Origin of the sequence: Cellulomonas sp. URHD0024 (assembly GCF_000426185.1) — a bacterium.
Classification (GTDB): Bacteria; Actinomycetota; Actinomycetes; order Actinomycetales; family Cellulomonadaceae; genus Cellulomonas.
This window is the reverse complement of record NZ_AUEW01000009.1, coordinates 179,007-205,909: the sequence shown is the minus strand read 5'-3', so window position 1 is coordinate 205,909 and position 26,903 is coordinate 179,007. Positions and strand designations below refer to the sequence as shown.

The following is a 26,903-nucleotide window of genomic DNA, read 5'->3' as shown; positions in this document are numbered from 1 at the left end:
TTCAGGAAGCTGGTCGGCCAGCCGCCCGCCGAGTACCTGACGAACTGGCGCCTCACCGTCGCCCAGGAGCGGCTCCGCTCCGGGGCGTCCGTGGGCCGGACGGCGACCGCGCTCGGCTACGCGACGCCTGCCGCGTTCTCCCGAGCGTTCACCCAGGGAATCGGGTCCTCGCCACGGGCCTGGCTGGCGGCCTCGGAGGACCTGGCTCCCGCGTAGGTCGAGGCGGACGGGCTAGCCCCGGAGGGCAGCTGGTCAAACCATGCCGCTCGGCCGCGGTCAATCTTCATGCATCCCGACAACCATCCACGGGTGGGTGGGTGGGTGGGTGGGTCTTGGCCGGAGGATGTGCTCTGCTCTACTCCTGCGGAGCATGACGGTCGAGGGATGCGTAGACCTCTAGACAGAGGATCCGCCCTCTGCGGAGCGCGCTGCCTGACCTCGTCTGGAGGAGATCCGCTCGGCGCAACGTCCCAAGCGCGGGTCAATCGAGTGGGAATCGGTGCGCCCGGCCGATTCGAGCCAACCATGGTGGACGTCGCCTGGGTTGCTGGCTCAGCCAAGTAGCGCGGCTCCGTCAGGTCGGGCTCGGTCTGACGCTCGTGGAGGGATTGAGGCGCGGACGCCCGGCGCTGCGAGGATCTGAAACAGCGCGTCCATCTCCTCAGGTGTGCGACGAAACCCGTCAGTGATCCACCAGGTCAGTGCCGCCATGAAGGTGGCCACGACAGACTGCGCCACCAGGTCGAGCGGGACGCGGGGAGGATCGCTGGCGCGGGCGAGGACCTGGAGATCCGCCGCTACCAGGCTCGTCAGAATCGCCTCAATCTCGTGAGTGACTCGCTGTGTGTCGCGCCGACCGAGGACCGCGCGCAGCAACTCGCGTTCGTCCCGGACGTGCCGGAACATCGACAGGCTGAAGCGGAGAGGTCGCCGGCGGTCCACCGGACCGCCGGCCGGATCCCGCTCAAGCTCCGTGCGCAGCTCGGCCAGCATGTCGCCGAGCAGGTCCGCCTTGTCGGTGTAGTGGGAGTAGAAGGTCGACCTCCCGATGTCGGCACGGTCTATGAGGTCCTGGACCGTGAGGGCGTCGTACCCCTTCTCGACCATGAGCGCGCCCATCGCGCTGCGAAGTGCTGCCCGGGTGCGGCGTCGTCGACGGTCCTCCATGGCGCTTCCCCGTACATCTGGCCGTGATCCGTCCGGGAACGGACACCGGCGACCGATCTGTGGATGGTCTCTGGCGTCCGAACCGTACATCGTGTTCAGCAACGTACACAACGTCCAGGAGAGCGAGACATGATCCATCGAGTCCAAGTCCGCGGTGCCTGCAAGTCCTACGGCGCCGGGTTCACGGCCCTGCACCCTACGGATCTGGATATCGGTCCCGGCGAGCTTGTCACCGTTGTGGGGCGGTCCGGCAGTGGCAAGACGACTCTGCTCCACCTGCTCTCGGGTATCGACCGTCCGACCGGCGGTGAGATCACCGTGGCGGGGGAGAGGGTCGATCTGCTGCGCGGTTCACGTCTGGCGTCTTGGCGAGGGCGGTCGATCGGCCTGGTGTTTCAGTTCTTTCAGCTCCTGCCGACGCTGACGGTGGCCGAGAACGTCATGCTCCCCATGGACTTCTGTGCCACGTACAAGACCAGCGACCGGCGCGCGCGTGCACTGTCGCTGTTGGAAAGAGTCGGGATCGCCGACCAGGCAGACAAGCTCCCGCAGGCGATGTCCGGCGGGGAACAGCAGCGTGCCGCCATAGCCCGGGCGCTCGCGAACGATCCCCCGGTCCTGCTCGCCGACGAGCCGACGGGCAACCTCGACCGTTCGACGGGCGACCACGTGCTGGAGCTGTTCGCCGGTCTGGCCGCGGAGGGGCGGACCATCGTGATGGTCACGCACGAGCACGACGTGTCCAGGTTCGCGAACCGGCAGGTAACGCTCGCCGACGGTCGTATCGCCCAACCGCGTGACGCTGGCGCCACGCTCGGCGTCGCCGAGACGGTTGTCCGATGAGCCGGCTGCGGTGGCGCAAGATCGCGCGCGACGTCTGGTCCGTCCGGCTGCGTGTGCTCGGGATGGTGGCCGCGATCGCACTGAGCGTGACACTCGTCGCCGCATTCTTGACCGCCCAGTCGATCCTGCGCCGAGAGATCTCCGACAACTACCTGGCGGGCAACCCCGCATCGGCCACGCTTCACGTGCCTGGGGGCGTGACGCAGAAGGATGTCGTCGTCGCGAAGGACCAGCCCGGGGTGATGGACGCCATCGCTCGCGACCAGGTCCTGGCACGTGTCCGCGTCGGCGACGGCGGCTGGCAACCGCTGCTCCTGTTCGTCAGCGCGCCCGACGACCCGCGCCGGCTCAGCAGCGTCAGCGTCGAGGACGGCATCTGGCCCCCTGACCCGCGGGGTGTCTTCCTCGAGCGGACAGCCCTGCCCTACCTCGGCGTCCGACTAGGCGACCCGATCGAGGTGCGCGTCCCTGGCGGGGCGACGATGACGATGACAGTCGCAGGTTCCGTGCACGACCCCGGTGTCGCACCGGCGGCACAGGAGCGGACCGCCTATGCCCAGGTCACCACTAGTGCACTCGAGCTCCTGGGACGATCCTCCACCCTCACGGAGCTGAAGATCGCGGTCGGTGACACCGCAGGACCTAGCGGCGACCCAGCCGCCGTCGAGCCCGTCGCGCAGCGCGTCGCGTCCGCGCTGGGCGGGCGCGTCACCGCGATCGACGTCCCACCGCCACTGCGCCATCCGCACTACGGGCAGATGACCACCGTCGGTACGGTCCTGCTCGCGTTCGGGTTTGTCGCTCTGCTACTGAGCTCCGTGCTCGTCGCGACGATGCTGGGCGGCATGGTCGCCGGTCAGGTGCGCCAGATCGGTGCCATGAAGGCCATAGGTGCCCGAACGGGCCAGGTGCTCGGCATGTACCTGACCATGGTCGCGGCCATCGCCCTCGTGGCCACCGCTGTCGCGGTGTATCCGGGCGTGCTGCTTGGGCGGGCGATGGCCGGGGCCGCCGGTGACCTGCTCAACCTTGACGTGTCATCGTCATCGGTGCCGGGGTGGGTGCTCGCCATTGTGCTCGTGGCGGGCCTGGGTGTTCCCGTCCTGGTGAGCCTGCCGCCTCTGGTGCGAGGCAGCCGGCGAACGGTGCGCGACGCCATCGATGACCACGGCAGCAACCCGGCGGGCAGGGTCGGACGGCTGGGGGCGCGTCTGGGCCGCCTGCCTGGGTTGGGACGGACCGAGGCGATGGCGATCCGTGGCCTGGCGCGCCGACCCGTCCGGCTCGTACTCGCAGTCGGTCTGCTGACCGTCGCCGGGGTTGCGTTCATGACCGGCCTCAACTCGGCGCGGGCTTGGACGCAGCTCGTACAGACTGGCGTGGACAACCGGCACTACGACGTCGAGGTGCGGCTCGCCGCCGATGCGCCACCCGACGGGGTCGCCGACGTCGTGCGTGCGGTCCCGGGCGTCCGCGACGCCGAGGCATGGGCCCGCATACCGGTGAGCATTGCCGTCGATGGTCGCATCGACACCTCACACGTCTACCCCGACGACGGCCATGGAAGCTTCATGCTCATGGCGCCGCCGCCCGGCACTTCGCTGATCACCCTTCCGATGCGTGCCGGTCGATGGCTACGGCCGGGTGACAGCGACGCGATCGTCCTCAACACCGCAGCGATCACCCAACAGGCGCCAGGCACCACAGTCGGGGACACGATCGCGCTGTCGGTCGAGGGACGCACGACCCGCTGGCACGTCGTCGGCATCGCGTCGGACTTCGGAACGCAGGGCGCTGCCTACGTCGCCCAGGCCACTGCCCCCACGACGGCTGCCCGAATGGTTCGTGCGGTCACCGATGCGCAGGACCCGCCCGCCCGCCGCGCGATCCTCGCCTCGGTGGAGCAGGCACTCGATGACGCCAACTTCCAGGTGGAGCAGGGCCTCACCACCGACGACCTGCATTCCGCCCTCGACGGCCACGTCTTCGTGCTGATCGAGGCGCTCGTTGCGATCTCCCTTCTCATTGCGGCGACCGCCCTGCTCGGACTCGCTTCTGCGCAGAGCACCTCGGTGACCGAACGGACCCGCGAGTTCGCAATCATGCAGGTCCTCGGCGCGACCGACAGGGCCGTACGCGGACTCGTTGTCACCGAGGGCGTGCTGGTCGGCCTGGCCGGCCTGGTTGTCGCCATAGCCATCTCGGTGCCGGTCTCGGCGGCGTTCGCCGCTTTCTTCGGCCGCAGCGCCTTCGGTCAGGCGCTGCCGTTGTCCATCGCTCCGGCAGCGGTCCTCCTGTGGACCGTCCTGACGCTCTTGGGCTCTGGCCTCGCCTCGGCCGGGGCGGCCCGCCGTGCGTCCCGCCTCACCATCCGCGACGCGCTCGCCGTCGTCTGATCCCTGCGCACGAATGGAGATTTGCCATGTCTCGTCGACGGATCGTCGTCCTTTCACTGCTTGCCGTGATACTTCTGCTCGTCACCATCCATGTGAGCATCAACGGGCTCGACCTGGGCTCATGGAACCCACACGGCAAGTGAAGTCGGGCGTCGAGCACCGCATGACACGCCACTGATGCTGCGGCGTGGGTGGTCGAATTTGCTGGTAGGTGACGTCAGACCCCGTCGATAGCCGACGGGCGTCTGTCGTTGTGGCAGTCCCGGTACACGTCGGACTCCGACGGAGCGATCGGACGCGTGGTCGAGATCGGTCGGAGCTGTGTGCGACCGTCGTGCCCGGGAAGGACGAAGTCGAAAGGTGGGATGTGGTCACACAGGAGCAGAGCGCTCAGGTGGAAGCGGCGTGGGTGCGATTCGCCGCCGATCTCCGCACGTTCGTACAGCGTCGGGTTTCGGCTTCGGACGCAGAGGACATCCTCCAGCTGGTGTTCCTGCGGATGACGACGAGCGTCGAGGTCCTGGATGAGCAGCGCATCGTCGGGTGGCTGTACACGACGACCCGCAACGCGATCGTCGACTACTACCGGTCCGCGGTCCGGCGCCGTGAGGTGCTCGTCGACGAGTTCGCAGTCGACGAGCCGCTCAGCGAGCTCGCGGACCAGACGACGGCAGAGACGGAGCTGGCCCAGTGCTTGATCCCCATGCTCGAGCTGCTCCCCGCTGACCAGGCGGACGCGCTAAGGATGGTCGACGTGGCCGGCCATACCCAGGCGGCGGCCGCGGCCCTGGCACAGGTCTCTGTGTCGGGGATGAAGTCGCGGGTGCAGCGCGGTCGGGGCCGGTTGCGCGAGCTGTTGCTGCAGTGCTGCGACGTCGATCGCGACGCGCGTGGACGGGTTCTGGACTTCGCACCCGTCGCCTCGCACGAGGCCCTCGATCGCGTGGGCTGCGGGGCGTGCGGGGCCTACTAGGACCCCGGCTGCGTCCATGTGGCGACTGCCTCGTCTGAAGGTGCATGGATCCCAATGCAGAGCACGGTGTAGAACCGCTGGACGAGGACTGGTCGCGCCTCCTTGCCGTCGTCGCTCACCCCGATGACCTGGAGTACGGCGCGGCCAGTGCAGTCGCGCGGTGGACGGCGGCCGGCAAGTGGGTCGGATACCTCGTCGTCACCCACGGCGAAGCAGGGATGGCCGACACTGTCCCGCGCGAGGCGCGCGAGATCCGCCGTGCCGAGCAGGTTGCCAGCGCGGCGGTCGTCGGTGTGCGCGACGTGTGGTTCCTGGACCACCCCGACGGTCTGGTCGAGTACGGTCCGGCGCTGCGGCGCGACATCACGCGCGTCGTTCGCCGGACCGCCCCGGACCGGCTCCTGACGGCGACCGAACGGTTGACCTTCGGGGCCCGCCAGCTCAACCAGCCGGACCACCGGGCAGTCGCGCTGGCGACCCTCGACGCCGCCAAGGACGCGGCGAACCGCTGGATCTTCCCGGAGCTCGCCGCCGACGAGGGCCTCGAGCCGCACGCCGGGGTCCGCGCCGTCCTGACGATGGGCTCTGGCGCGCCGACACACGGTGTGGACGTCACCGACTGGCTCGACGCTGGCGCCAGGTCCCTGCGGTGCCACGCCCGCTACCTCGCGAGCCTCGGTCGCCCCTTCGACCCAGCGGTCTTCCTCCGGGACATGACCGCTGCGGGCGGCCTGGCGATGGGCGTCCCGCACGCCGTGCTCCTCGAGCGCTTCGACACCGCCAGCGTCTGACCTCCATTCCCGCGAGAGCTCACAACGGAGGGAGGTGAACCATGAGCGCCGACTGTTGCGACGACGCCCTGTGCTGCGGCACTGGATGCCAGACCAGTTCCTGCTGACCCGTGAGGCTGCCAGCCTGGAGGAGACCCTCCAGGCTGGCAGCACCGAGGAGGAGGGTTTCTACGCGTGATCGTAGGCCGCGCGGGCGCGGCGATCATCGGTCGACGCGCGCCGTCTCCCCCGGCCAGCTTGAGTGCGTCGTCTGATTCCGCGTGGATCGCCCTGGGTCCGGTGGAGGGCTCGGGCTAAGGGATTTCGACCCGGGCCTGGTCGCTCCCGTGGCTAGCGTAGAACGCGGTCTCGAACTCGGTTGGCGGGATGTCCCCGAGGTAGCCGTGCAGGCGCTGGGTGTTGTGCCAGTGGACCCAGCCGAGCGTGGCGAGCTCGACGTCCTCGCGGAGGCCGAGCAGACGATCCGGGAGGGATCCGGCACGAGCTCGCCGTGCTGGTCGAGGCGAGGGGGCCCTGCTTCTGGTCGACGCAGTGGAGACGGACGACATCGTCCGGGCCCAGGTCGTGGCTCGCAGCGCGACGCATCCCGTCGATGCCGACCACCGGCGAGTGTTGAACCTCGCGGTCGAGCGGTCGCACCTCGGCGTCACCGCCCTGGACCTTCGAGCGTAGGCGGTTCATCCCCGGGCGGCCCGCACCTCGATCGTGCCGAACGTCGCCACGTAGTGGTCGGCGTCGAGCGGGGTGGCGCACAGCAGCGGCATGTAGGCGGTCACCTCGGCGCGCAGCACAGTCTCGGTGACGAAGTCGTGGCCGTCGTTGTAGTGGTAGACGACGTACACCGGTTCGCCCGGCCAGGAGCTGGCGGGTCGTGGAGTCGTCATGTCGTTCACCTCCCTGGGAACGCGGTAGGCGGGCAGGTTGCCGGTCGGTCGGCGCCGGCCGGCAACCCGAACAGCTGGTGACGTCAAGACACGGGTGAGGCCCTCCGTGATGCAGGGGGCGTCACGGCGTCCGAAGCGGCAGGGTGCCCCCCTTGACCGGGGGTGTGGTCGGCGGCGTCACGATCGGGCGGCCCGGACGGCCCACCAGCAGGGACGCGCACTTCCCGGCGTTGTCACACACCTGGTCGGGGGAGCCCGTCTTCGTGCAGAGATAGCCGCCGATGCCCATGCGACCGCACTCGTACCCGTCCTCCTTCAGCTTGTCCATCTCGGTCTGGTTCTCGGAGCTGCCGACCGGGACCGCTTGTGCAGACGGAACCGTGACGACGATCCCGCCCACGACCAGTGCAGCTGCCGCAATCAGGCGACCAAGGTTGTGCGTCATTTCTGGTGCTCCCATCTCGTCGGTCGTGCTGTGGGGTGTCGAGACGAGCGTCGTCGCGGGACGTCTCCGCCTGCGTCGGCAGGAGGGAGGAGATTCGAGCTCTACCTTTCGGCAGACGGCGTTCGAGGGCGTTCGCGTGCGGGAGGGTCCTGGTGAGCGGTCTCGGACCCGCGGTGGTGGCGGTCGCGGTGCTGGCGTCCTGCTCGCCGGCTGCGACCGGCGCCCGGATGTCGGTGTGACGTCCCGGCTGCCCCGGTGGACTTGCTGGACCTGCGGCATGTGGCGCTCACCCATCACGGCTTCGCGGACGGCGAGGTCGCCCGGGGCGAGCTCGTGGTGCACACCGACATCGTGGACGGTTCGGCGTCGGTGTTCCGCAGTCTGTTCGAGGCCGGCTACCGGATCCGGTCGATGCGGCTGGTCGACGACTTCGTCGGCAGCGACGACGCGTCGATGGCCCTGGCCTTCGAGACTGAGAAATCGGCGCTGGGACGATTGGCTCTGAAGTCGAACAGCGATCCCAGACGACGTGCAGGGTGAGCCGGTTGTCGACCGCGATCGGCGCCGGCTCGAGCCCGCGAGCCGTACCTGTTCAACGCCGGCGGCGGAGCACCCGGGCCGGACCACCGGGCCGGCAACCGTCCCGACGCTGATCGCCGACTCCAGCCCCGGTCGATCGCCGAGCGGACGAAGCTCATCAAGGCGCTGCACCTGCGCGGTGCGATGGCGCGCGTGGGAGATCAGCCAGGACTCGAACAGCCACGCACTGATCAGTGCCCTGTCGCCCGCCCTGGAGCCGTCGACGCTCGAGCTGCCGGCCGGTTGTCACCGGCCGGCAGCCCAGAGGTCGGGCTAGGCGAGGAGGAGGAATGCAAGACCCTCGTCCCAGTGCTCCTTGATGAAGGCCATCGCCGCATCCGTGATCTGCTCACCCCAGGTCTCGCTGTCGGGCCACCCGATATCGCCGCCGACGCTGCGGTCGAAGTAGATGAGCGGCTGCTTGGTCACGGTGTTGTAGATCGCCAGCCACTGGCCGGATCGCACCGGCTCACCGACCTTGCCGCCCAGCAGCTTCCACTCGTACCTCGGTGTCTTCGACCAGTCGAGGTTGATGCCGAAGGTGCGGCTCGCGTAGCGGATGTAGGACGGGCTTCCGCCGTTCCCGATCGCCACGAGGTCGCCGTACCGCACGGGACGTGCCTCGTCGCCCATGGTGAAGAACCAGCGGGAGACCCTGGTCGCCGTGGCAGGCGACGCGTCGTCGGTCCAGCCGAGGTTGATGCCCCACGTCTGGGACTCCCACTGCAGGAACCGGTGCTCCAGCTTGTTCTTCAGGTTGGTGTTCCGGCTGGCCGGACCGCTGAAGCTCGACTTCGTGTACAGCAGGTGTCCTGGATGGTTCGGATCGAACATCCACTGCTTCAGGTAGCCGGCCGCCGTCTCGGCGTCGCTGGTGGCGGCGGCCACCTGCGCGGTCTCGGTGGCTCCACGGGCGCTCTCGGCTGCGAGCGTCTGCGGGGCGAGCGCAACAGACATCGCCGCCATCACTGCGGTGGCGACGAGGGCGCGATGCAACGTGTTCATGTCGGGCTCCTCACGGTGGTTGTCCGGAGCTGCGTCGACAGGGCGACGATCTCCGTCGGGCCCCAGGTCTTGGGGTGAGGAGATCGTTGCGGCGGGCAGTCTCTGCGCGCGTCTGCGAGAAGGCGGAGATCCGTCCTCTGCCTGTCGGGAGAGTGAGCGGCTATCCGACGAGATGCGCTTCGTACGCGAACACCACGGCCTGGACGCGGTCGCGCACGCCGAGCTTGTCGAGGACGTGGTTGACGTGCGTCTTGACCGTGCCCTCGCCGATGAAGAGCTCGCTCGCGATCTCCGCGTTCGAGAGGCCACGCGTGAGGCAGAGGAGCACCTCGCGCTCGCGTGCGGTCAGGGTGTCGAGGCGCGGGTCCCTGTGGGCCGGGCCGGAGGGGCGGGAGGAGAACCGCTCGATGACCGACTGGGTGACGTCGGGATCGAGCCAGCCCTTGCCGACCGCCAGCGCGCGCACGGCCTGGGCGAGGTCGGTCGGTGCGGCGTCCTTCAGCATGAAGCCGGAGGCGCCGGCGCTGAGCGCTGCGTACACCGCGGCATCGAGGTTGAAGGTGGTCAGGACGAGGACCGCGGGAAGCGCGGAGCTCTCGGCGCGGGACTCGACGATCCTGCGGGTCGCCTCGACCCCGTCCAGGACGGGCATCCGCACGTCGAGCACGGCGACGTCGGGGCGCAGCACGGCGACCGCGCGGACCGCCTCGGCGCCGTCGGGCACGGCTGCGACGACCTCGATCCCCGGCTCCGCGCTCAGCAGCATCTCGATTCCCGCGCGGACGAGCGCCTGGTCGTCGGCAAGGACGACGCGGATGCTCACGGTCGACCGGCGTCGGCCGGGATCCGTTCCGTGCCGGCGGTCGGCAGCGACGCGGTCACGACGAACCTGCCGTCGTCCCGACGCGTCGCCGTGAACGAGCCGCCGAGCAGCCGGACCCGTTCGTGCAGGCCGATCAGGCCGTAGCCGCCGTCGAGGTCGCGGGCGGGGTCGGTGCTCGACCGCTCCGGGATGGTGTTCGCCACCTGGAGCTCGATCGAGTCCGCCAGCCACGAGGCAACCACGTCCACCTCCGCGCCGTCGGCATGCTTGGCGGCGTTCGTCAGGGACTCCTGCACCAGGCGGTACGCGGCCAGGCCGACGCTCGGGTCGAGGTCCCGCGCACGGCCGTGCGACGTGAACCGGACCGGGAGACCGCTCGACTCGAAGGTCTCCAGGAGCGCGGGGACCTCGGCCATGCCGTGGTCGTCCCGCGGGGGCAGCTCGCGGTCGTCGCCGGCCCGCAGGACTACGAGGAGCCGTCGCAGCTCCGAGATCGCCTGCTGGCCGAGGGCCTGCACGGACGTCATCGCCTGTGCGGCCTTGTCCGGGTCGGTGGCGACGACCCTGCTCGCGCCTGCGGCCTGCAGGGTCATCGCGGTCACGGCGTGCGCGACGATGTCGTGCAGCTCGCGGGCGATCCGGAGCTGCTCGTCGACGACCGCCTGCTGCGCCAGCCGTACGCGCGACTCCTCGAGCGCTCTGGCCCTGTCGCGGGCCGCGGCGCCCGCTCCCCAGAGACCGGCCGCCCACGTCGAGACGTCGAGCACGGCGTACAGGACGGCGACCAGGACGACGTCGCCCGGCGCGACCGTCGGGAAGGACGCCTCGTAGGCGACGGCGACCCCGCTCGCCGCGAGCACCCCGAGCAGGCAGACGGTGGCCCGAGACCGGTCGCAGAGGACGGCGGCGCTGTACAAGGCGACGAGCAGCGAGACGACGGGCCGCGAGCCCAGTGCGGCGGTGACGACGACCGCGTACAGCGACATCGCGAGGCAGACGCGCATCGGCGCTCGTCGACGGAACGTGAGTATGGGGACGGATACGAGGGCCGCGACGACGATCAACCACGCGGGCTGCGGGCCCGCCCAGCCGACCTGGTCGTCCTCCTGGGAGAGGCCGGTGAGCAGGACGGCGTCAAGGGCGACGGCCGCCACCGCGATGCCGACGTCGCGCCACCATGGACTTGCCCTCCGGTGCGTCGTCAGCACGTCCGTGCCTCCCGCTCAGTCCCAGTGGAGGATGCGGCACAGGCTCCGGTTGAGGGAGAGGTTTCCTGGGACTCCAACAGTGCGCGTGTACGTGGGTATCGCGAGCTGAGCGGTTGCCGGGCCACCGTCCGCGCCCGGGAGTGCGCTGAGATTCTGCTGGGCGGCCGCCTCCGTGCCCAGAGCATCGAACGTCGGGGAGTGGCGCTTAAGCTCCTCGAGGATGCCGTGCTCCTCGATGCCCTTGCTGTGGCTGAGGCTGCCGCCGCCCGCTACGACAGGCGGCGCGGGGACCCCCGTCCGTTCGAGGATGACGATGGCGACGTTCGAATCGCCCTTCTTCGTGACCGCTCGCAGGTCGAACACCTCTTGTGGCATGCGCCAACGGGTTGCTGCCCCGTCCTCACTCTCCGTGCGGACCGCGAACTCCGCGCCGGCGGCCAGTGCGGCGGGCCACGGCGAGAAGAACGCTGCGTCGAATTCTTTCGGGAAACGCCCGAGGTCAGTTCCGCCGTGCAGCCTGACGACGATGCCGAGCGGCCCCACAGGTTGCAGCGTCGAGTCGTACAGGTAGGCATGCATGGCCATGGCGGTCACAACCCTTGGTAGGAGGTGATACCAGCGAGACTACGACTCCCCCCGCCGCGCCGTAACCCGCCGAACGCGGTCATGCGCGGGTCGCGTGGTCCAGCCCGACGCCGTCGCAGGCTGGTCCGTGTCGGTCCGATGCCTCGAAGTGCCCCTGCCGCTGAGCGGTCGGCGATTGCTCTCCTCTTCGGTGTCCAACCAGGTCCGAAAACCTACAACGCGTTCCACATCACGAACGGTGCCCGGCCAGGTAGATGCGAGATCGTCGAACCGAGCGAACCTCATGCAAGGCAGGCGACCCAAGCCGCTACCGCCAGTCGCAGTGAACGCAGGGCCCCTGGCCAGCAGAAGCGCCGGTCTGGGCCCTCCGTTTTGCCTCGAACTCACCCGATTCGACTCCCGTTCGGGGACCCGGATCGCCATCAGATGAGTGCCACCCGCGTGAGCGAAGTCTGAGGTCCTGAGGTAGGACAGGACCATGGTGGAGGTGCATCGCGAGGTCGAGCTGAAGTTCTCCGTCGGGCCCGGTGTGGAGGTGCCGAGCCTGGTCGAGCTGGCGGGGCCGACGAACGACGGTCAACGGCTGACGCAGGGGGAGCCCGAGCATCATGTCCTGCGCGCCACCTACTACGACACTGCAGACCTCGGTCTCGCACGCCACCACCTCACCCTCCGTCGCCGGGTCGGCGGGAAGGACGCCGGGTGGCACCTGAAGCTCCCCGGGGAGGGGTCGGAGCGTGCTGAGGTCCGCCTGCCTGCCGGGCGTGCTGGTGGCGCCGTCCCGCAGCGGCTGCAACGGCTGGTCCGGGCCCGAACGCACGGCGACCCGCTCGTCCCCGTCGCGACGATCACCACGGAGCGCACGGTGCACCAGCTCTTCGATGCCACCGATCGGGCGTTGCTCGAGCTGGCGGACGACCGGGTCGCCGCCCGACGTGTCCTACCGCTCGGCGGGTCGGGGGACGCAAGGGGGCCGGAGGTCGCCTGGCGGGAGATCGAGATCGAGGTGCTCGACGGGGGTGAGGAGGTCCTGGCCCCGGTCGCTGCACAGCTGGGCGCGCGAGGGCTGACGGTGGCGCCGCACACGTCGAAGATCGCCCGGGTCCTGCAGGTTGACGAGGTCACGCCGGACGCCGACCGCACCAGGGGCCCGCGCCGATCTGCGAAGTCGTCGACGAGTGACGTCGCGCTGGCCTACGTCGGTGACCAGCTCGAGCAGCTGCGGGCACAGGACATCCTGGTCCGGATGGGCGCGCCGGGCAGCGTGCACAAGATGCGCGTCGCGACCCGGCGCTTGCGCAGCGCTCTGGCGACGTTCCGGCCCTCGTTCGGCCCGGAGGTCGTGGGGCCGTTGCGCGACGAGCTCAAATGGCTAGCCGGCATCCTGGGTGAGGTCCGCGACGCGGAAGTGATGCGCGAGCGAGTTCTCGGCGTCCTGCAGGACGGATCGGCGCACGTCCGGCTCTCCTCAGACCCTTCCGAGGCCGAGGCCGAGGCGCAGCTGGGGTCCGCGTACGCCGCTGCGCGTGATGCGCTGCTCCTCGAGCTCGACGGCCAGCGGTACGACCAGCTCCTTGACGCCCTCGAGACCTTCATGCACGCCCCGCCCGTCACGAAGCGCGGCCGCAGACCGGCCAGGAAGGAGCTCCGTCGGGGTGTCGCACACGAGTACGCCGGTGTGCGACGACTCGTGAAGCAGGCCGCAGCAGCCACCGGTTCGCAGGAGCGCGCCGAGCTGCTCCACGACGCGCGCAAGGCCGCCAAGCGGACTCGCTACGCGGCGGAACTTGCCAGCGACGCGTTCGGCTCTGACGCACGGGCCTTCGCCGCCGCGATGGAGAGCACCCAGGAGCTCCTCGGTCAGCATCAGGACTCCGTCGTGCTGCGCGAACGCCTGCGCGAGCTCGCCGAGACGACGACCGACCCGAGCGCTGCCTTCACCTACGGGCGACTGCACGCCCTGGAGGAAGCTCGTGGCCGCGAGACCGAGGAACAGCTGCCGGCCGTGTGGGCACGAGCCAGCAGGAAGCGCCTGCGTCGCTGGCTGCGCTGACGAGCTCCACCAAGACCCGGGGTGGGCCTGCCACGGGCGGATAGAGGTCGAGCGTGGTCGCGCCCGTTCGCGACCCTGGGTTGCCAGGAGCGTGGAGCAGGTAGCTCGGCGTCACAGAGTGGCAGACAGTCTCGCGGGAGCGCATCCGATCGTTCGCCGACGTCACGGGCGATCACCAGTGGATCCATGTCGACGAGCAGCGGGCGCGAGAAGAAGGTTCGTTCGGCACGACCATCGCGCACGGCGCCCTGACCCTGTCGCTCGTGCCCGTGTTCGTCGGGCGGCTCCTGTCGGTGCCCAGCGCGGACCTGATCCTGAGCGCAGGACTCGGCCGGGTGCGCGTCAAATCGCCGGTGCGCGCCGGAGCGAGGGTTCGCGGCGAGGGCACGATCGTCGACGTCACGGCGATCGGCGGCGGCCTGGTTCCGGCAAGGATTTCTCGCTCGGCGGCGCGCTCGACGAGTTCGAGGACGCTGTCGCAGGCAGCGAGCACGAGGCGCGAGCGTACTGCGCTGAACGGACCGGGACGCTCGCATCCGTGATCCTCTCGCTCCGGGCGCTGCCTATCCCGGTCATCGCGGCGGTCAACGGACAGGCGGCCGGTGCCGGCTTCTCGCTGGTGCTGGCGTGCGACCTGCGCGTCGTGAGCGAGCGGACGCGGCTCCACTTCGCCTACGGATCGCTCCCTGCCTCCACCGACGGTGGGATGAGCTGGCTGCTGCCGCGCACGGTCGGACCGTCCAAGGCATTGTCCTTGCTCCTCGAGCAGCCGATCATCCGCGGTCAGCGTGCGCTGGTGGAGGGGCTCGCGACGGAGCTCGTTCCTGCCGCCGACCTGCAGGAGAGTGCCCTTCGACTCGCCAAGGACCTGAGTCACGGTCCTCGGCATTCGGTCGCCGCGGCCACACGGCTGGTCCGTACGGCCTGGTCGAACGACCTCGCTGATCACATGCGTGAAGAGCACCGCATCTTTGCCGAGGGCCTTCTGACGGATGACATGGCGGCTGCGCTCGTGGCGCGACGCAGTGGCGACGTCCCGGCCTTCCGCTGATGGCGTGCGCTACTCGTTCGGCTGCAGCTCTCACGTCAGGCGGTCGAGGAAAGTCTCTGCAACATCAGGCCGACCAGCCGGGGGGCAGCGTCTGTACCGTTCACCATCCGGGGTTCGCGCAGGTGTCCGGCGAGCGTCAGATCGACCAGGCCGTGGATGGTCGCCCAGATCATCGCCGCGAGGTCGCGCACGTCCCCGGAGGTCGGAAGCCCGGTCCCTTGATCGTTGGCGACCAGCTCGTAGAGAAGCGTCACGCAGTCGTCGGCGGCTTGCTCCAGGGCAGGGCTCGGGTTGTTGATCTCGAAGTCGCCGAACACGAGGCGGTAGTGCGCCGGGCGCTCCGCCGCGGCCCGGATGTACCCGACACAGGCCCGTTGCAGCGGGCTCCCGCCCCCAGCAGCATCGGCAGCGGCCTCCCGCATCGCGTTGCCGATGAACACCAGATTCTCGGCGGCGACCGCGCTGAGCAGGTCGTCCTTGTCGCGAAAATGGCGGTAGGGCGCTGTTCGCGACACTCCCGACATGGCGCCGACGTCGCGCAACGTCACGGCGTCCGGACCGCCCTGGGTCAGCAGCTCGCTGGCGGCCGTCAGCAACGCCGTGCGGGTGCTTCCTCTGCCTTCCACCATGCGAACCTACCCGACGTCGACGTTGACGGTGTCAACCTGATTCGCTATCTTGTTGACAATGTCAACCATATCAGTGACCTCCGAGAATGGCGTCGACGACTACGCCTCCGTCGGCCATCCGCGACGATGGGCGATCCTCGCCGTCATGTGCCTGTCGATCATCCTCACCGGTCTCGACACGCTGATCGTCACGATCGCGCTGCCGTCCATCGAGAACCAGCTCGGCACGAGTCCCGTACAGCTCCAATGGGTCGTCGCCGCCTATTCGCTCGCATTCGCCGCGCCCCTTCTTTTCGCGGGCGCGATGATCGATCGGTTCGGGCGACGCAGAGGATTCATCCTCGGCCTCGTCGTCTTCCTCATCGGCTCGTGCGCGGCGGCATCTGCGTGGAGCCCAGCCGCGCTCATCTCGTCTCGCGCGGTGATGGGCCTCGGCGCAGCCTCCATCATGCCGGCCACCCTGTCGCTGATCCGTCACGTCTTCCCGGCCGGCGAGCGAGCGAAGGCGATGGGAATCTGGGTGGGCATGTCGTCGCTCGGCATTCCGCTCGGTCCGATCGTCGGCGGTGCGCTTCTTGAGCACTTCTGGTGGGGGTCCGTCTTTCTGATCAACATTCCGGTGGTGCTGATCGCGATCGTTGCTGGTCGGATCATCATCCCGGAGTCGCGGGGGGTGCGCGCTGGCGGGCTGGACGTCGTCGGTCTTGTCCTTTCGTTCGCCGGACCGCTTCTGATCGTCTTCGGCATCATCCAGGCGCCGGAATGGCGTCTCCTCTCTCCGGCCGTTCTCGGATCGATCGTGGTCGGGGCAATTCTGTTCGCGGCATTCATTTTGTGGGAGCGGCGGACGAGTCGACCCATGCTCAGCCGCGCGGTGTTCGAGGACCGCCGTTTCGGCGGGCCGTTGGTGACCATCGCGACCGTCTTCTTCTGCGTCTTCGGTGGTCTGTTCATCGTGACGCAGTACCTGCAATTCAGCCTCGGGTACTCGCCCCTCGAGGCCGGCCTGCACATGCTGGCAATCTGCACCGCCGTATTGGCGGCGCCGATCGTGCCGCGACTCGTCCAGCGATTCGGGCTCGGCCCCGTGTCGATGTTCGGCCCCCTCCTCGTGGCGGCGTCGATGGCCGTTCTCGCCGTCGGGGATTCCCCGTCCAGCACTCAGGTGTTGATCGCACTCGGACTGATGGGGCTCGGCATCGGATTCGGTGCGCCACCCTCGGTGGACTCCATCCTGGCCGCGACGCCGGCTGAGCAGTCGGGTGCGGGTTCCGCGGTTGCCGACGTCGCCATGCAGTTCGGTGGGGCGTTCGGGATCGCGATCATGGGCAGCGCAGCAGCAGCGGCAACGTCGGACGGAATGTCCGCCGCCACGACGATCGGGGCCGCCGTCGGCGTCGTCGGCGCAGTCGTGGTTGTCATCGTCGTCCCGCGGACCCGCGGTTCGGTGCCCGCCGCGCCAGCCGGGGAGCAGCTCGTCAAAGCGTAGCGATCGTCGACCGCCGGGATCGGCGGGCGCGACCCAGACCGACCCTCCCCGACATTCGTGTGGTCGGACTTCGGTGGCGTCCTCACGCCGCCGATCGACGAATCCTTGGCGGTGTTCTGCGCCAAGCACCGGATCGAGCAGAAGGACCTGTTCGCTGCGATGGCGGTTGTCTGCGGAAGATACGGCGTCAGTGACCCGCTCGAGCCGCTCGACACCCCGATGGTCAGCGAGAAGGACTGGCTTCGGCAGGTGTCGGCGGAACTGGATGGGGCGCTTGATCGGCTGGACACCCTGGCCGACGTCTGGTTCGACGACCGCCCGACGAACACGGTCTGGGTGGACGCACTCCTCGATGCCCGTCGTGCCGGCGTGAAGGTCGGCATGCTCTCGAACATGGTCCCGACGTGGGACGCGCACTGGCGTCGGATGGTCGATGTCGACGAGCTGTTTGACCAGGTCGTCCTCTCGTTCGAGGTCGGGAGGCGGAAGCCTGACCGCGAGATGTTCGAGCTGGCGGCGCGGCGGGCCGGCGTACGCCCGGGCGAATGTGTGCTCGTCGACGACCTCGCCAAGAACTGCGCGGGAGCGCAAGCGGCCGACTGGCGAGCGATCCACTTCACCGACTCGCAGTCCGCCCCCGTCGAAGGCGGGGCTCGGGGGTCTCACCCGATCGCTTGCCGTCGAGGTCGCGCGTCGTGGCGTCACGGTGAACGCGGTCGCGCCGGGCCTCGTCGAGACGGACCTGACACGGGAGCTCGCGCACTTCGAGAGTTCCGTTCGCCGTGGGGTACCAATGGGACGACCCGCCAGTCTGCATGAGGTTGCTGCTTGCGTTCGCTTCCTGACCAGCGGCGATGCGTCGTACGTCACTGGTCAGACCATAAATGTCGATGGCGGCCTCGCGGCAATGGCCTTGAGCATTGACTGATTCGTCCCGACGAGGTGTCCGGCTCGACCAGGTGCTCGGGCTTGAACGGCGCTCGACGTGTGGTCGATGGCAGCCGACGCCCGGATCGGGGGCCCATCGCCCCTCCGGTCCGGCCTGGCTGTTCCGGGCCACGACGACCTGCGCGCCGAGCCGGTCCTGGACCCGTCGCCCAAGCGACGGCGTCGACGCCGATCGTGAGCGGCCCACGGATCCCGAGAAGCCCAGCGCAACTGAATGTCGGTTGCCTTGATTGACAACGTTGTCACGGTGTCGTTAGCGTAGCCGCGACAACGTTGTCATGGGAGACCACTGTGACAAGACACCATCGCCATCGACGCCGAGGGGGTGAGATCCGCGTCGCTCGCTGACAGCCAGGCAGGCGGTGCGAGTCATGGTCGGCAGCGAAGCCGGACCGTGGCCCACCGGGTGGGTGTCGGTGAGACGTTCGACTGCAGCGTGCTGACCCCTCAGACAGAGGGCGCGCGCACTCGGCCTGACGCCCGGGCGGGCGTCCCCGCTGCGTGACCACTCGTCGCCGAGCGGTTCGTCCTTGAACCCTTCTCAAGGCAAGCCCGGCCGCCAGCAACCACCCTCCGCTTCAGCAGACCGACGATTCCAGGGGAATCCCATGACCAAAATCGCTCATCCACGCTTGTCAAAAAGGGCGACAGCCACGCTGGCCGCCATCACCACCGCCTTGTCGGCGGCAATCCTGACGATCCCGGCCGTGGCCGCCCACGCCGGGACCGCCGCGGACTATCCGGAGTATCCGTATGCAGCGACGGCGTACGACGAGCCGTTCCGCGGCCAGTTCCACTTCAGCCCCCAGGGCGGCTGGATGAACGACATCAACGCACCGCTCTACTACCGGGGCACCTATCACCTGTTCTTCCAGCACAACCCCCACGGGTTGAACTGGGACACCATGCACTGGGGACACGCCACCAGCACGGATCTCGTGCACTGGAAGCAGCAGCCCATCGCCCTCGAGCCTGGTGTGCACAACGCGACTCTGTTCTCGGGCACGGGCTGGGTCGACACCGGGAACGTCACCGGCCTGAAGAAGGGCGACGACGACCCGATCATCCTGTACACGAACACCGATGGCGTCTCCATCGCGTACAGCACCGACGGCGCCAAGACGTTCCAGATGTACAACGGCGGAGCGAAGGTCATCACGACCGCTCCCGGGTCTCGCGATCCGAAGGTGTTCTGGGACGCAGCACGAAACCGCTGGGGCATGACGCTCTTCTCCGACGAGGGCGGCCGCCACGCCAACTTCTACAGCTCGACCGATCTGCTCTCGTGGACCCTCCGCGGTGAGTACCGGAGCGACTGGTTCTACGAGTGCCCGGACCTGTACCCGCTTCCGGTCGACGGCAACACGGGCAACGTCAAGTGGGTCCTCCAGGACGCGAGCAGCGACTACGTCCTCGGGCAGCTCAACAGCAACGGCGTGTTCGTTCCCGACCCGGGTTGGGCGGCACCGCAGCGCATGGACGCCGGCAACGCAGGCTTCGGCGGCACCGTGTACGGGGGGCAGACGTTCAACCAGCTTCCCGGTGGACGGGTCGTGCAGATGTTCTGGCAGCCGGGCAACCACGGATCCGTCTGGACGGGCAACGCCTCGTTCCCGGCAGACCTGGCGCTGAAGACGCTTCCGGCAGGAGTGCGGATCACGCGCAACCCGGTCCCCGAGATCGCCGGGATCCGCGAGCCGGTCCAGACCTTCGGACCGGCCACGATCACGCCCGATCCCGCCAGCAACCCGCTGAAGGGGGTCTCCGCGGACACCTACGAGATGGAGGCGACCTTCGACCTCACGGGCGCCACGGCGACGGACTTCGGCTTCGAGCTGCACCGACGGGCCGACGGCTCGCGCGACGCAGCCATCGGCTACGACTGGGCACACAAGACGTTGGCCGGATTCCCCATGGAGCCTGTGGGCAACAAGATCAAGCTGCGGGTCCTGGTCGACCGCGGCCAGCTCGAGGCGTTCGGCAACGACGGCGTCGTGTCCTGGACCGACAACGAGAACTTCAACAGCGCGCCGGCCAGTCAGGGCATCCGGGTCTACGCGAACAACGGCTCCGTCACGCTCGAGTCGCTCAAGCTGTACAAGATCAACAGCACCTGGAACAAGACGACGACTCCCGAGCCAACCCCCACTCCGACCCCCACTCCGACACCCCCGATCCCACCGAGCGACCCCATCAAGAACCCCAGCTTCGAGTCGGGTGACCTGTCCGGGTGGACGACCACCGGGAATGCCTTCAGCAAGGGCGACGTGACCGAGACCGACACGTACTGGGGCGGCACGATCGGCAAGACCGGCACGTTCCACATGTGGGGCTTCAACGAGGGCGGGGACGCCGGCACCGGCACCCTGACCTCCAGCACCTTCCTTCCCGCCAGCAGCGGCCGGCTCAGCTTCCGCGTCGGCGGCGGCGGCAGCGCGCAGACCTACGTCGCGCTCATCGACGTCGCGACCGGCGCCGAGCTGCTCAAGGCATCGGGGGCGGACTCGGAGGCCTACCGCACGGTCACGTGGGACACCAAGCCGTTCCTCGGCAAGCGCCTCGCGATCCAAGCCGTGGACAAGTCGACGGCAGGCTTCGGTCACATCAACCTCGATGCCGTCGTCGTCGAGGGCACTCCGGACGACGGCGGGGGCGGAGGCGGAACGGGGGGCCCTGCCACGATTGTGAACCCCAGCTTCGAGACGGGCACCCTGCAAGGGTGGACCGCCACCGGTGACGCCTTCCAGGGCGGGGTGACCTCGGAGACCAGCTGGGGCTGGGGCTGCTGCTTCGGCCAGGCCGGCGCATTCCACCTCTGGGGCTTCAAGGGCAAGGGCGACGCAGGAACCGGAACACTCACGTCCTCAGCGTTCACGTTGGGGGGCAACGGCAAGATCTCGTTCTTGGTCGGCGGAGGGAACTCCGCTACGGACCTCTTCGTGGCGCTGCTTCCCGCCGAAGGCGGGGCACCGCTGCGCATGGCGACTGGTGCCGACTCGGAGGAGTACCGGCGGGTCACCTGGGATGCACCTGACCTCGTGGGCAAGTCCCTCGTCATCCAGGTCGTGGACAAGAAGACCGGTGGCTGGGGCCACATCAACCTCGACGACGTGACGACGCCCTCCGACACGACGACGCCACCGACGACGCCCCCGACGACGCCCCCGGTCAACGAGGCTGCCATCGCGAAGTGGTCGTTCAACGAGACGTCCGGTACGACGGCCCGGGACAGCGTCTCGGGCAGCAACGACCGTGTCGACTACATCTTCAACAACCCGACCGAGTTCAAGCCTTCCAGCCCTCCGCTGTGGCAGAGCGCACCGGCGTCGCACGAGCGTCTCGCCAGGTCCTTGGAGTTCGACGGGTACTCGACCTGGGTCACCAAGCCCGACAGTGCCTTTGCCACCCCGAAGGGTGCGCTCACGGTGGAGGCGTGGGTCGCCCCTCGCGCCTTCGAGTGGGGCGACGAGGGCAAGCTCAGTGCGATCGTGGACAAGCACGACGAAGGAGCCCGCCAGGGGTTCTTCCTCGGCGTGGGCCGACACGGCAAGTGGTCGTTCCAGGTCGGAGTCAACGGCGCCTGGTACTCGGCGACCTCGAGTGATCAGGGTGCGCTCGAGCGCATGCGTTGGCAGCACATCGCTGGGGTCTTCGACCCCGCAGCCGGGCAGCTCCGGATCTACCGCAACGGCGTCCTCGTCGGGCAGGCCGACAACCTGCCGCGTGGCTCCAACATCACGCCCTGGACGGGGCCGCTCCAGCTGGGCAAGCACAACCAGCCGGCGACCGTGAACGGCCTCTTCGCGCTGGACATGTTCTCGGGTCTCATGGACGAGGTGACGATCCGCAGCGTGGCCCTGTCGGCCGCGGACGCCAGCTCCGAGCACCAGGCAGCAGTCGCTGCGCTGGGCGGGACGGTTCCTCTGCCGGACCTCACCGCGAACCGTTCCCGGTACGACGGCGACAAGTACCGTCCGCTGTTCCACGCCACGGCTCCCGAGCACTGGATGAACGAGCCGCACGCGCCGGTCTTCGCCAACGGCCAGTACCACCTCTTCTACCAGCACAACCAGCACGGTCCCTACTGGCACAACATGAGCTGGGGACACTGGACGTCGCCCGACTTCGTGCGCTGGCAGGACCAGCCGGTGGCGCTCACGCCCACCGCGAACTCCGTCGCTCCCGACGGCGTCTGGTCCGGCAGTGCGTTCAAGGACGTGGACGGTATGCCGCTGCTGTTCATCACCGCGGGTGACGACAGCTTGCAGTCACAGGGCATCCCGAACCAGCGGACCGGCGTGGCCCGACCGAAGGACCCGACGGACCCGAACCTCAAGGACTGGGTGATGGACCCGCAGGTGGTCACGTCCTGGAGGCCGGACCTCAATGTCGGTGCCGGCCGCAAGGTGCAGCCGGGCGAGTTCCGCGACCCGTTCGTGTGGCGGGAGGGCAGCACCTGGTTCCAGCTCGTCGCGTCCGGGGTCGCCACCGATGGCGGGGCCTCCGTGGGTGGAACCGCCCTGCTCTACACGTCCCCGAACGCGAAGGACTGGACCTACTCCGGGCCTCTCCTCGTCGGAGACAAGGCCGCGTACCCGAAGACCGGCGACGTGTGGGAGCTGCCGGTGTTCCTGCCGGTGGGGACCGACGCCGCGGGCAAGCAGAAGCACGCGCTCATCATCAACCCCATGTGGCGGCCCGGCTCGGACAGCGGAGGGGAGAACGTCAAGCACGTCTTCTACTGGATCGGAACCTGGGATGCAGCCGGCCGCACCTTCACGCCGGACACGACCGTGCCGCGTGAGTTCGACTACGGCCAGCACTGGACCGGCCCGAGCGGGTTGGTCGACGAGAAGGGCCGCACGGTCCTGTTCAGCATCACGCAGGACCAGCGGACCGAGGAGGCGCACAAGAGCTCGGGCTGGGCGCACAACGCGGGCCTGCCCGTCGTGCTGAGCCTCCAGCCGGACGGCGACCTGGGTGTGGCACCGCTGCCGGAGATGTCGGTGCTTCACGAGACGGCCGCGCCGCTGGTGAACATCACGGCCCCGACCACCGTGGCCGCGGCGAACACCGCCCTCGCCGGGGTCCACGGGGACATGCTGCACGTCAAGGTGACGCTGACCAGCTCCGGTGCCGGGAAGTTCGGCCTCGACGTCCGCAAGAGTCCGGGGGATGAGGAGCGCACTCGCATCTCCTACCTGACGGGCGGGGTCGGGCGCATCGAGGTCGACCGCACTCGGTCGGGGAACGTCTCGAGCCGCGAGGACATGGGCATCCAGGGAGGCCCCCTGGCGGCGAACGGCAAGCCGATCACGATCGAGGCCTTCGTCGACAAGAGTCAGCTCGACGCATTCGTGAACGGTGCCAAGAGCCTGACTACCCGCATGTACCCCTCGCGGTCGGACTCCGACGGGCTCGCCATCCACGCGGACGGTGCCGCGACGGTCACATCACTGCAGGTGTGGAAGATGAAGCCCGCCTTCAGCTAGCGGCTCGCGTGTGGGTGCACCCCACCAAGCAAGCTGCACGGTGAGGCGCCCGTCCCGACTCTTTCGGGGCGGGCGCCTCCGCACGCGGGCGTGGCCGGACATCGAGTGGACCACCCGTGCCGCCGGCGCAGGCTCGGGCGAGCCCCAGGCCGACGTGTCCCCCGACCGGGATGCGGCACTGCCAGATGGGCGGACGTGGACGGGCAGGTCGGCGCGCTCGCACCGGTCGCGGGCCGAGGCCGGGCCCGTGGCTCGACGCTCCCACGATCAGGGATCCTGCTCGGCCCTGAATTGCGAGTCAGCAGGGCAGATGCGCGATGTCGCCGACGGCGCGGTTCTGGGTATGCGCGTCTTCCCGAAGCATCGTGATGCTCCCCCGACGGCACCGGGAGGCGACGTGGCCGACAGTCTCGATGGGCACGCCGATCCAGGCGTCGCCCCAGTGGAACGAGATCAACCGTCACGCCCGAGGCGGCGAGTTCGTCGCAACAGGTCCACAGCTCTTCCACCGTCGACCGGGTTCGGGCTGGGAGACCCGCCGAGGTCAGCGCGATGCCCTCATCTAGACGGCGGCAAGCTCCGCGACTGTCGGCGGTTCGGCGCCGGCCCGCGACACCGTGATGGCTGCCGCCGCCGCCGCCCGCTCGAGGATGGGGCGAAGCTGGTCGACTCGGCTGTTCCGGAGCCGGCTTCGCGCCCCTGCGCCGAGCAGGCCCTCGCCGCCGAGCCCGTCGAGCACGGCTGCCATGAACGAGTCCCCGGCACCGACCGTGTCGACGACGTCGGCCCGGACCGGCGGGATGTGGAACACCCCGTCCGCGGTTGCGGCGATTGCGCCCGCCGCTCCGCGCGTGACCACGACCAGCGTCGGTCCAGCCTCGACCCATCGTCGAGCGACGCTCGCCGGAGCTTCGCCGGGGTAGAGCCAGGTCAGGTCGTCGTCGCTCGCCTTGACGACATCCGTCAGCGCGAGCAGTCGAGCGGTTCGTCGCACGGCGTCGTCACGGTCCGTGATCAGGGCCGGACGAATGTTGGGGTCGAAGCTCACCGTCGCCGTCCCGACCAGCTGCGCCACCATGGCCTCCACGACGTCGCTGCCGGGGGACAGGTACGCGGCGATGGAGCCGGTGTGCACATGGGTCGCGGTGGGCGGCGACGCCGGGCCGGTGAGATTCCACGTGATGTCGAAGGAGTAGCGCGCCGCTCCGTAGGCGTCGAGGAACGCTGTGGCGGTCGGCGTCGCCTGGTTGCGGGGGCCAGTGTCGATGACGCTGACCCCCGCGCGCAGGAGGTGGGAACGAATGGTCCGACCGTTGTCGTCGTCGCCGAGCTGTGTGACGAGCGTCGTCGCGCGACCCAGCCGTCCCAGACCGAACGCCACGTTCATCGGACTTCCACCGGGGTGGATCGTCGACCTGCCGTCCGCGGCTCGGACGAGGTCGGCGACGGACTCGCCAACCACCAGGTAGGTGGGGTCGTGCATCACGGAAGTCTCCAAGGCGTCGTTGCGAGATGAGGTCGGTGGCCGGTCGGCACGCGTCAGGCCGCCTGCTTGGCGCCCGTCATGATGGCGACGGCATCCTCCGCCGAGTGCGTCTCCGGCGTGACGACGGCCGCGCGACGGCCCAGCCGCTGGATGTGCACGCGGTCAGCGACCTCGAAGACGTGCTGCATGTTGTGGCTGATGAGGATCACGGGCAGCCCGCGGTTCCGAAGGTCGCGAATCATCTGAAGGACCTGGTTGCCCTCCCTGACGCCGAGGGCCGCGGTCGGTTCGTCGAGGATGATGACCTTCGATCCGAACGCGGCGGCGCGCGCCACGGCGACCGCCTGGCGTTGCCCACCGGAGAGCGTCTCGACCGCTTGGGTCGTGTCCTGGAGCGTCGTGATCCCCAGTCGCTTCACCTGCTCCTCGGAGCGCTGCCGCATGCCCTTGGTGTCGAGCATCCGGAACACCGACCCGAGGACTCCGGGCCTGCGCTCCTCTCGGCCGAGGTAGAGGTTGCTCGCGATGTCGAGCGCCGGTGACACGGCGAGGGTCTGGTAGACCGTCTCGATGCCCGCGGCGCGAGCCTCCTGGGCACCGTGGAAGCGCACGGGCTGCCCGTCCAGGAGGAGCTGGCCTGCATCGGGCGTGTAGGCCCCGGAGAGGCACTTGATGAGCGAGGACTTGCCTGCACCGTTGTCGCCGATGATGGCCAGGACCTCACCCGGGTAGAGCTCGAGGTCCACGCCATCGAGGGCGACCACGCGCCCGAAGGTCTTGACGAGGTTCGTGGCCTGCAGCACAGGCGTTCGGGTCTCCATCAGGCACGTCCCCTTCGAATCCACTGGTCCACAGACACCGCGACGATGATGAGGATGCCGACTGTCAGCGTCTGGTAGAGCTGGTCCACACCGGCGAGCGAGAGACCGTTGCGGAAGACGCCCACGATCAGCGCGCCGAGCAGGCTGCCCCAGATCACGCCACGGCCGCCGAAGAGACTCACACCGCCGATGACCACGGCAGTGATCGAGTCGAGGTTGGCGTCTGCGCCGGCGTTCGGGCTCGCAGCGTTGATGCGTCCCACGAGGATCCAACCGGCAAGGGCGAAGGTCGCACCGGCCGCGAGGTAGACGCTGAAGAGGACCCGGCCCACCTTGATGCCCGCCAGACCGGCCGCTTCCTTGTCGTCACCGACGGCGTAGACGTGCCGCCCCCAGGCGGTCTGACCCAGCGCATACGCCGCGACGAGATACATCAGCAGCATGAGCACGACCCCGGCGGTGACGCGTACGCCGGCGACCGTGAATGAGGAACCGGTCCAGGTCAGGAGACCCGGGAGCTCGCCACCGCGCACGGTGGCTCCGTGGGAGTAGAGGAGCGTCAAGGCGATGAAGATGTTCAGAGTGCCGAGCGTGACGATGAACGGCGGCAGCTTGAATCTCGTGACCAAGAAGCCGTTGAGTGCGCCGCAGGCCAGCCCGACGAACAAGGCGAGCAAGAGCGCGAGGACGGCCGGGACGCCGTTGTTCGTGGCGGTCTGCGCCATGACCATCGAGCTCAGCACCATGATCGCGCCGACAGACAGGTCGATCCCGGCGGTCAGGATGATGAGCGTCTGCCCGATGGCGAGCGCACCGACCACCGCGACCTGCTGTGTGATCAGCGAGAGGTTCTCAGGCCGCCAGAAGCGGTCGTTGAGAAACCCGAAGACGACAACCGCGACAACCAGAACCACCGCAGGGCTCAGAGCCGGGTACCGGTGCAGGACCGATTGGATCCTCTCGCCCGTCGTCGTGTTCCTGAGGAGGTCCTCGGTCGTCCTGGAAGGGGTGCCAGGTGGAGCCGGCTCGGCAGCCGGTGCAGTTCGGTAGCTCATCACGTCGCTTTTCCTTGAGGACGATCGCCGGGCGGGGCACGGCGAGTGGCCTGGGGGTGGGAGGTCGAGCGGCCCGACGGCGCCGGTTTCCACGGCGCCGTCGGGCTTCGGCTGGGTCAGCCCCAGCGGGGGTCCAGGGCCTCAGTGGTGCCGATGTTCTCCGGCGCCGTCGGGCCTGGA

At 69.0% G+C, this 26,903-nt stretch carries 23 protein-coding genes and 3 pseudogenes; 14 read left to right on the top strand and 12 right to left on the bottom strand.

Annotated elements, in window-relative coordinates:
• Positions 1 to 216, top strand: a 216-nt coding sequence (locus tag I847_RS0111390; protein WP_028049636.1) for a helix-turn-helix domain-containing protein, incomplete at its 5' end; no start/stop codon positions are given.
• 336 nt (positions 217 to 552) lie between these two features.
• Here the strand turns inward: I847_RS0111390 and I847_RS0111385 are convergent.
• Positions 553 to 1,107, bottom strand: a complete 555-nt coding sequence (locus tag I847_RS0111385) for a TetR/AcrR family transcriptional regulator (protein WP_196804546.1) — start codon at positions 1,105 to 1,107, stop codon at positions 553 to 555.
• Between the two features lie 123 nt (positions 1,108 to 1,230).
• On the opposite strand from I847_RS0111385, the gene I847_RS23365 reads away from it, so the two are divergent.
• The 5 genes from I847_RS23365 (at position 1,231) to I847_RS26760 (ending at position 6,348) form a co-directional block, all read left to right on the top strand.
• On the top strand, positions 1,231 to 2,010 hold the full coding sequence (locus I847_RS23365) for an ABC transporter ATP-binding protein (RefSeq protein ID WP_231384186.1): 780 nt from the start codon (positions 1,231 to 1,233) through the stop codon (positions 2,008 to 2,010).
• Positions 2,007 to 4,406 (top strand): FtsX-like permease family protein, encoded by a 2,400-nt coding sequence (locus I847_RS0111375; protein WP_028049781.1) that lies wholly within the window; start codon positions 2,007 to 2,009, stop codon positions 4,404 to 4,406. The genes I847_RS23365 and I847_RS0111375 overlap by 4 nt, the downstream gene beginning before the upstream one ends.
• Before the next feature lie 211 nt (positions 4,407 to 4,617).
• Positions 4,618 to 5,379, top strand: a complete 762-nt coding sequence (locus tag I847_RS23360) for a sigma-70 family RNA polymerase sigma factor (protein WP_369751721.1) — start codon at positions 4,618 to 4,620, stop codon at positions 5,377 to 5,379.
• A 44-nt stretch (positions 5,380 to 5,423) separates the two neighbouring features.
• Positions 5,424 to 6,170, top strand: a complete 747-nt coding sequence (locus I847_RS0111365; protein WP_028049780.1) for a PIG-L deacetylase family protein — start codon at positions 5,424 to 5,426, stop codon at positions 6,168 to 6,170.
• 34 nt (positions 6,171 to 6,204) lie between these two features.
• Positions 6,205 to 6,348, top strand: a complete 144-nt coding sequence (locus I847_RS26760) for a hypothetical protein (RefSeq protein WP_155856125.1) — start codon at positions 6,205 to 6,207, stop codon at positions 6,346 to 6,348.
• Positions 6,349 to 6,463: 115 nt separating this feature from the next.
• Here the strand turns inward: I847_RS26760 and I847_RS26755 are convergent.
• From I847_RS26755 to I847_RS0111345, 3 genes and pseudogenes are all read right to left on the bottom strand, one after another.
• Positions 6,464 to 6,613: pseudogene (locus I847_RS26755) on the bottom strand (IS3 family transposase); the annotation flags it as partial.
• 234 nt (positions 6,614 to 6,847) lie between these two features.
• Entirely contained in the window at positions 6,848 to 7,054 is a 207-nt protein-coding gene (locus tag I847_RS26750) for a hypothetical protein (protein WP_155856124.1), read from the bottom strand.
• A 121-nt stretch (positions 7,055 to 7,175) separates the two neighbouring features.
• The gene (locus I847_RS0111345; RefSeq protein WP_028049779.1) at positions 7,176 to 7,499 is read right to left on the bottom strand and encodes a hypothetical protein; all 324 of its coding nucleotides are present in this window, start codon (positions 7,497 to 7,499) and stop codon (positions 7,176 to 7,178) included.
• A 255-nt stretch (positions 7,500 to 7,754) separates the two neighbouring features.
• Between I847_RS0111345 and I847_RS25685 the strand changes: the two genes are divergently transcribed.
• Positions 7,755 to 8,039 (top strand): hypothetical protein, encoded by a 285-nt coding sequence (locus I847_RS25685; RefSeq protein ID WP_028049778.1) that lies wholly within the window; start codon positions 7,755 to 7,757, stop codon positions 8,037 to 8,039.
• A gap of 312 nt (positions 8,040 to 8,351) precedes the next feature.
• Here I847_RS25685 and I847_RS0111330 read toward each other — a convergent pair whose 3' ends face one another.
• The 4 genes from I847_RS0111330 to I847_RS0111315 form a co-directional block, all read right to left on the bottom strand.
• Positions 8,352 to 9,083 carry a hypothetical protein gene (locus tag I847_RS0111330; protein ID WP_028049777.1) on the bottom strand — a complete coding sequence of 244 codons (732 nt, stop codon included), beginning with the start codon at positions 9,081 to 9,083 and terminating at the stop codon, positions 8,352 to 8,354.
• A gap of 160 nt (positions 9,084 to 9,243) precedes the next feature.
• A complete protein-coding gene (locus tag I847_RS0111325; RefSeq protein ID WP_028049776.1) occupies positions 9,244 to 9,906 on the bottom strand; it encodes a response regulator transcription factor in 663 nt (220 codons plus the stop codon).
• Complete coding sequence (locus tag I847_RS0111320) at positions 9,903 to 11,114, bottom strand: sensor histidine kinase (protein ID WP_155856123.1); 1,212 nt, start codon at positions 11,112 to 11,114, stop codon at positions 9,903 to 9,905. Before I847_RS0111320 ends, I847_RS0111325 begins: the two co-directional genes overlap by 4 nt.
• 15 nt (positions 11,115 to 11,129) lie before the next feature.
• Complete coding sequence (locus tag I847_RS0111315) at positions 11,130 to 11,699, bottom strand: hypothetical protein (protein WP_155856122.1); 570 nt, start codon at positions 11,697 to 11,699, stop codon at positions 11,130 to 11,132.
• A 478-nt stretch (positions 11,700 to 12,177) separates the two neighbouring features.
• On the opposite strand from I847_RS0111315, the gene I847_RS0111310 reads away from it, so the two are divergent.
• From I847_RS0111310 to I847_RS27105, 3 genes and pseudogenes are all read left to right on the top strand, one after another.
• Positions 12,178 to 13,752, top strand: coding sequence for a CYTH and CHAD domain-containing protein (locus I847_RS0111310; protein WP_028049773.1), 1,575 nt, complete (start codon positions 12,178 to 12,180; stop codon positions 13,750 to 13,752).
• Between the two features lie 128 nt (positions 13,753 to 13,880).
• Positions 13,881 to 14,147, top strand: a pseudogene (locus tag I847_RS27405) (MaoC/PaaZ C-terminal domain-containing protein); the annotation flags it as partial.
• Complete coding sequence (locus tag I847_RS27105; protein WP_231384190.1) at positions 14,099 to 14,803, top strand: enoyl-CoA hydratase/isomerase family protein; 705 nt, start codon at positions 14,099 to 14,101, stop codon at positions 14,801 to 14,803. The pseudogene I847_RS27405 and the gene I847_RS27105, both read left to right, overlap by 49 nt.
• Positions 14,804 to 14,838: 35 nt before the next feature.
• Here the strand turns inward: I847_RS27105 and I847_RS27100 are convergent, their stop codons facing one another.
• A complete protein-coding gene (locus I847_RS27100) occupies positions 14,839 to 15,429 on the bottom strand; it encodes a TetR/AcrR family transcriptional regulator (RefSeq protein ID WP_231384185.1) in 591 nt (196 codons plus the stop codon).
• 76 nt (positions 15,430 to 15,505) lie between these two features.
• Here I847_RS27100 and I847_RS23340 point away from each other — a divergent pair, with 76 nt between their 5' ends.
• From I847_RS23340 to I847_RS25675, 4 genes and pseudogenes are all read left to right on the top strand, one after another.
• On the top strand, positions 15,506 to 16,921 hold the full coding sequence (locus tag I847_RS23340; RefSeq protein WP_034609983.1) for an MFS transporter: 1,416 nt from the start codon (positions 15,506 to 15,508) through the stop codon (positions 16,919 to 16,921).
• Positions 16,922 to 16,978: 57 nt separating this feature from the next.
• Positions 16,979 to 17,539, top strand: a pseudogene (locus I847_RS23335) (HAD family hydrolase); the annotation flags it as partial.
• Positions 17,469 to 17,849, top strand: coding sequence for an SDR family oxidoreductase (locus I847_RS27695; RefSeq protein WP_081680814.1), 381 nt, complete (start codon positions 17,469 to 17,471; stop codon positions 17,847 to 17,849). The pseudogene I847_RS23335 and the gene I847_RS27695, both read left to right, overlap by 71 nt.
• Before the next feature lie 628 nt (positions 17,850 to 18,477).
• On the top strand, positions 18,478 to 23,361 hold the full coding sequence (locus I847_RS25675) for a GH32 C-terminal domain-containing protein (protein ID WP_081680800.1): 4,884 nt from the start codon (positions 18,478 to 18,480) through the stop codon (positions 23,359 to 23,361).
• A 562-nt stretch (positions 23,362 to 23,923) separates the two neighbouring features.
• On the opposite strand, the gene I847_RS0111265 is transcribed toward I847_RS25675, so the two are convergent.
• From I847_RS0111265 to I847_RS23325, 3 genes are read right to left on the bottom strand one after another with little or no spacing between them, the layout of a single operon-like run.
• A complete protein-coding gene (locus tag I847_RS0111265) occupies positions 23,924 to 24,844 on the bottom strand; it encodes a PfkB family carbohydrate kinase (protein ID WP_028049771.1) in 921 nt (306 codons plus the stop codon).
• 56 nt (positions 24,845 to 24,900) lie between these two features.
• Complete coding sequence (locus I847_RS0111260; protein ID WP_051274813.1) at positions 24,901 to 25,668, bottom strand: ATP-binding cassette domain-containing protein; 768 nt, start codon at positions 25,666 to 25,668, stop codon at positions 24,901 to 24,903.
• Positions 25,668 to 26,723, bottom strand: coding sequence for an ABC transporter permease (locus I847_RS23325; protein ID WP_051274812.1), 1,056 nt, complete (start codon positions 26,721 to 26,723; stop codon positions 25,668 to 25,670). Before I847_RS23325 ends, I847_RS0111260 begins: the two co-directional genes overlap by 1 nt.
• Positions 26,724 to 26,903 lie beyond the last annotated feature (180 nt).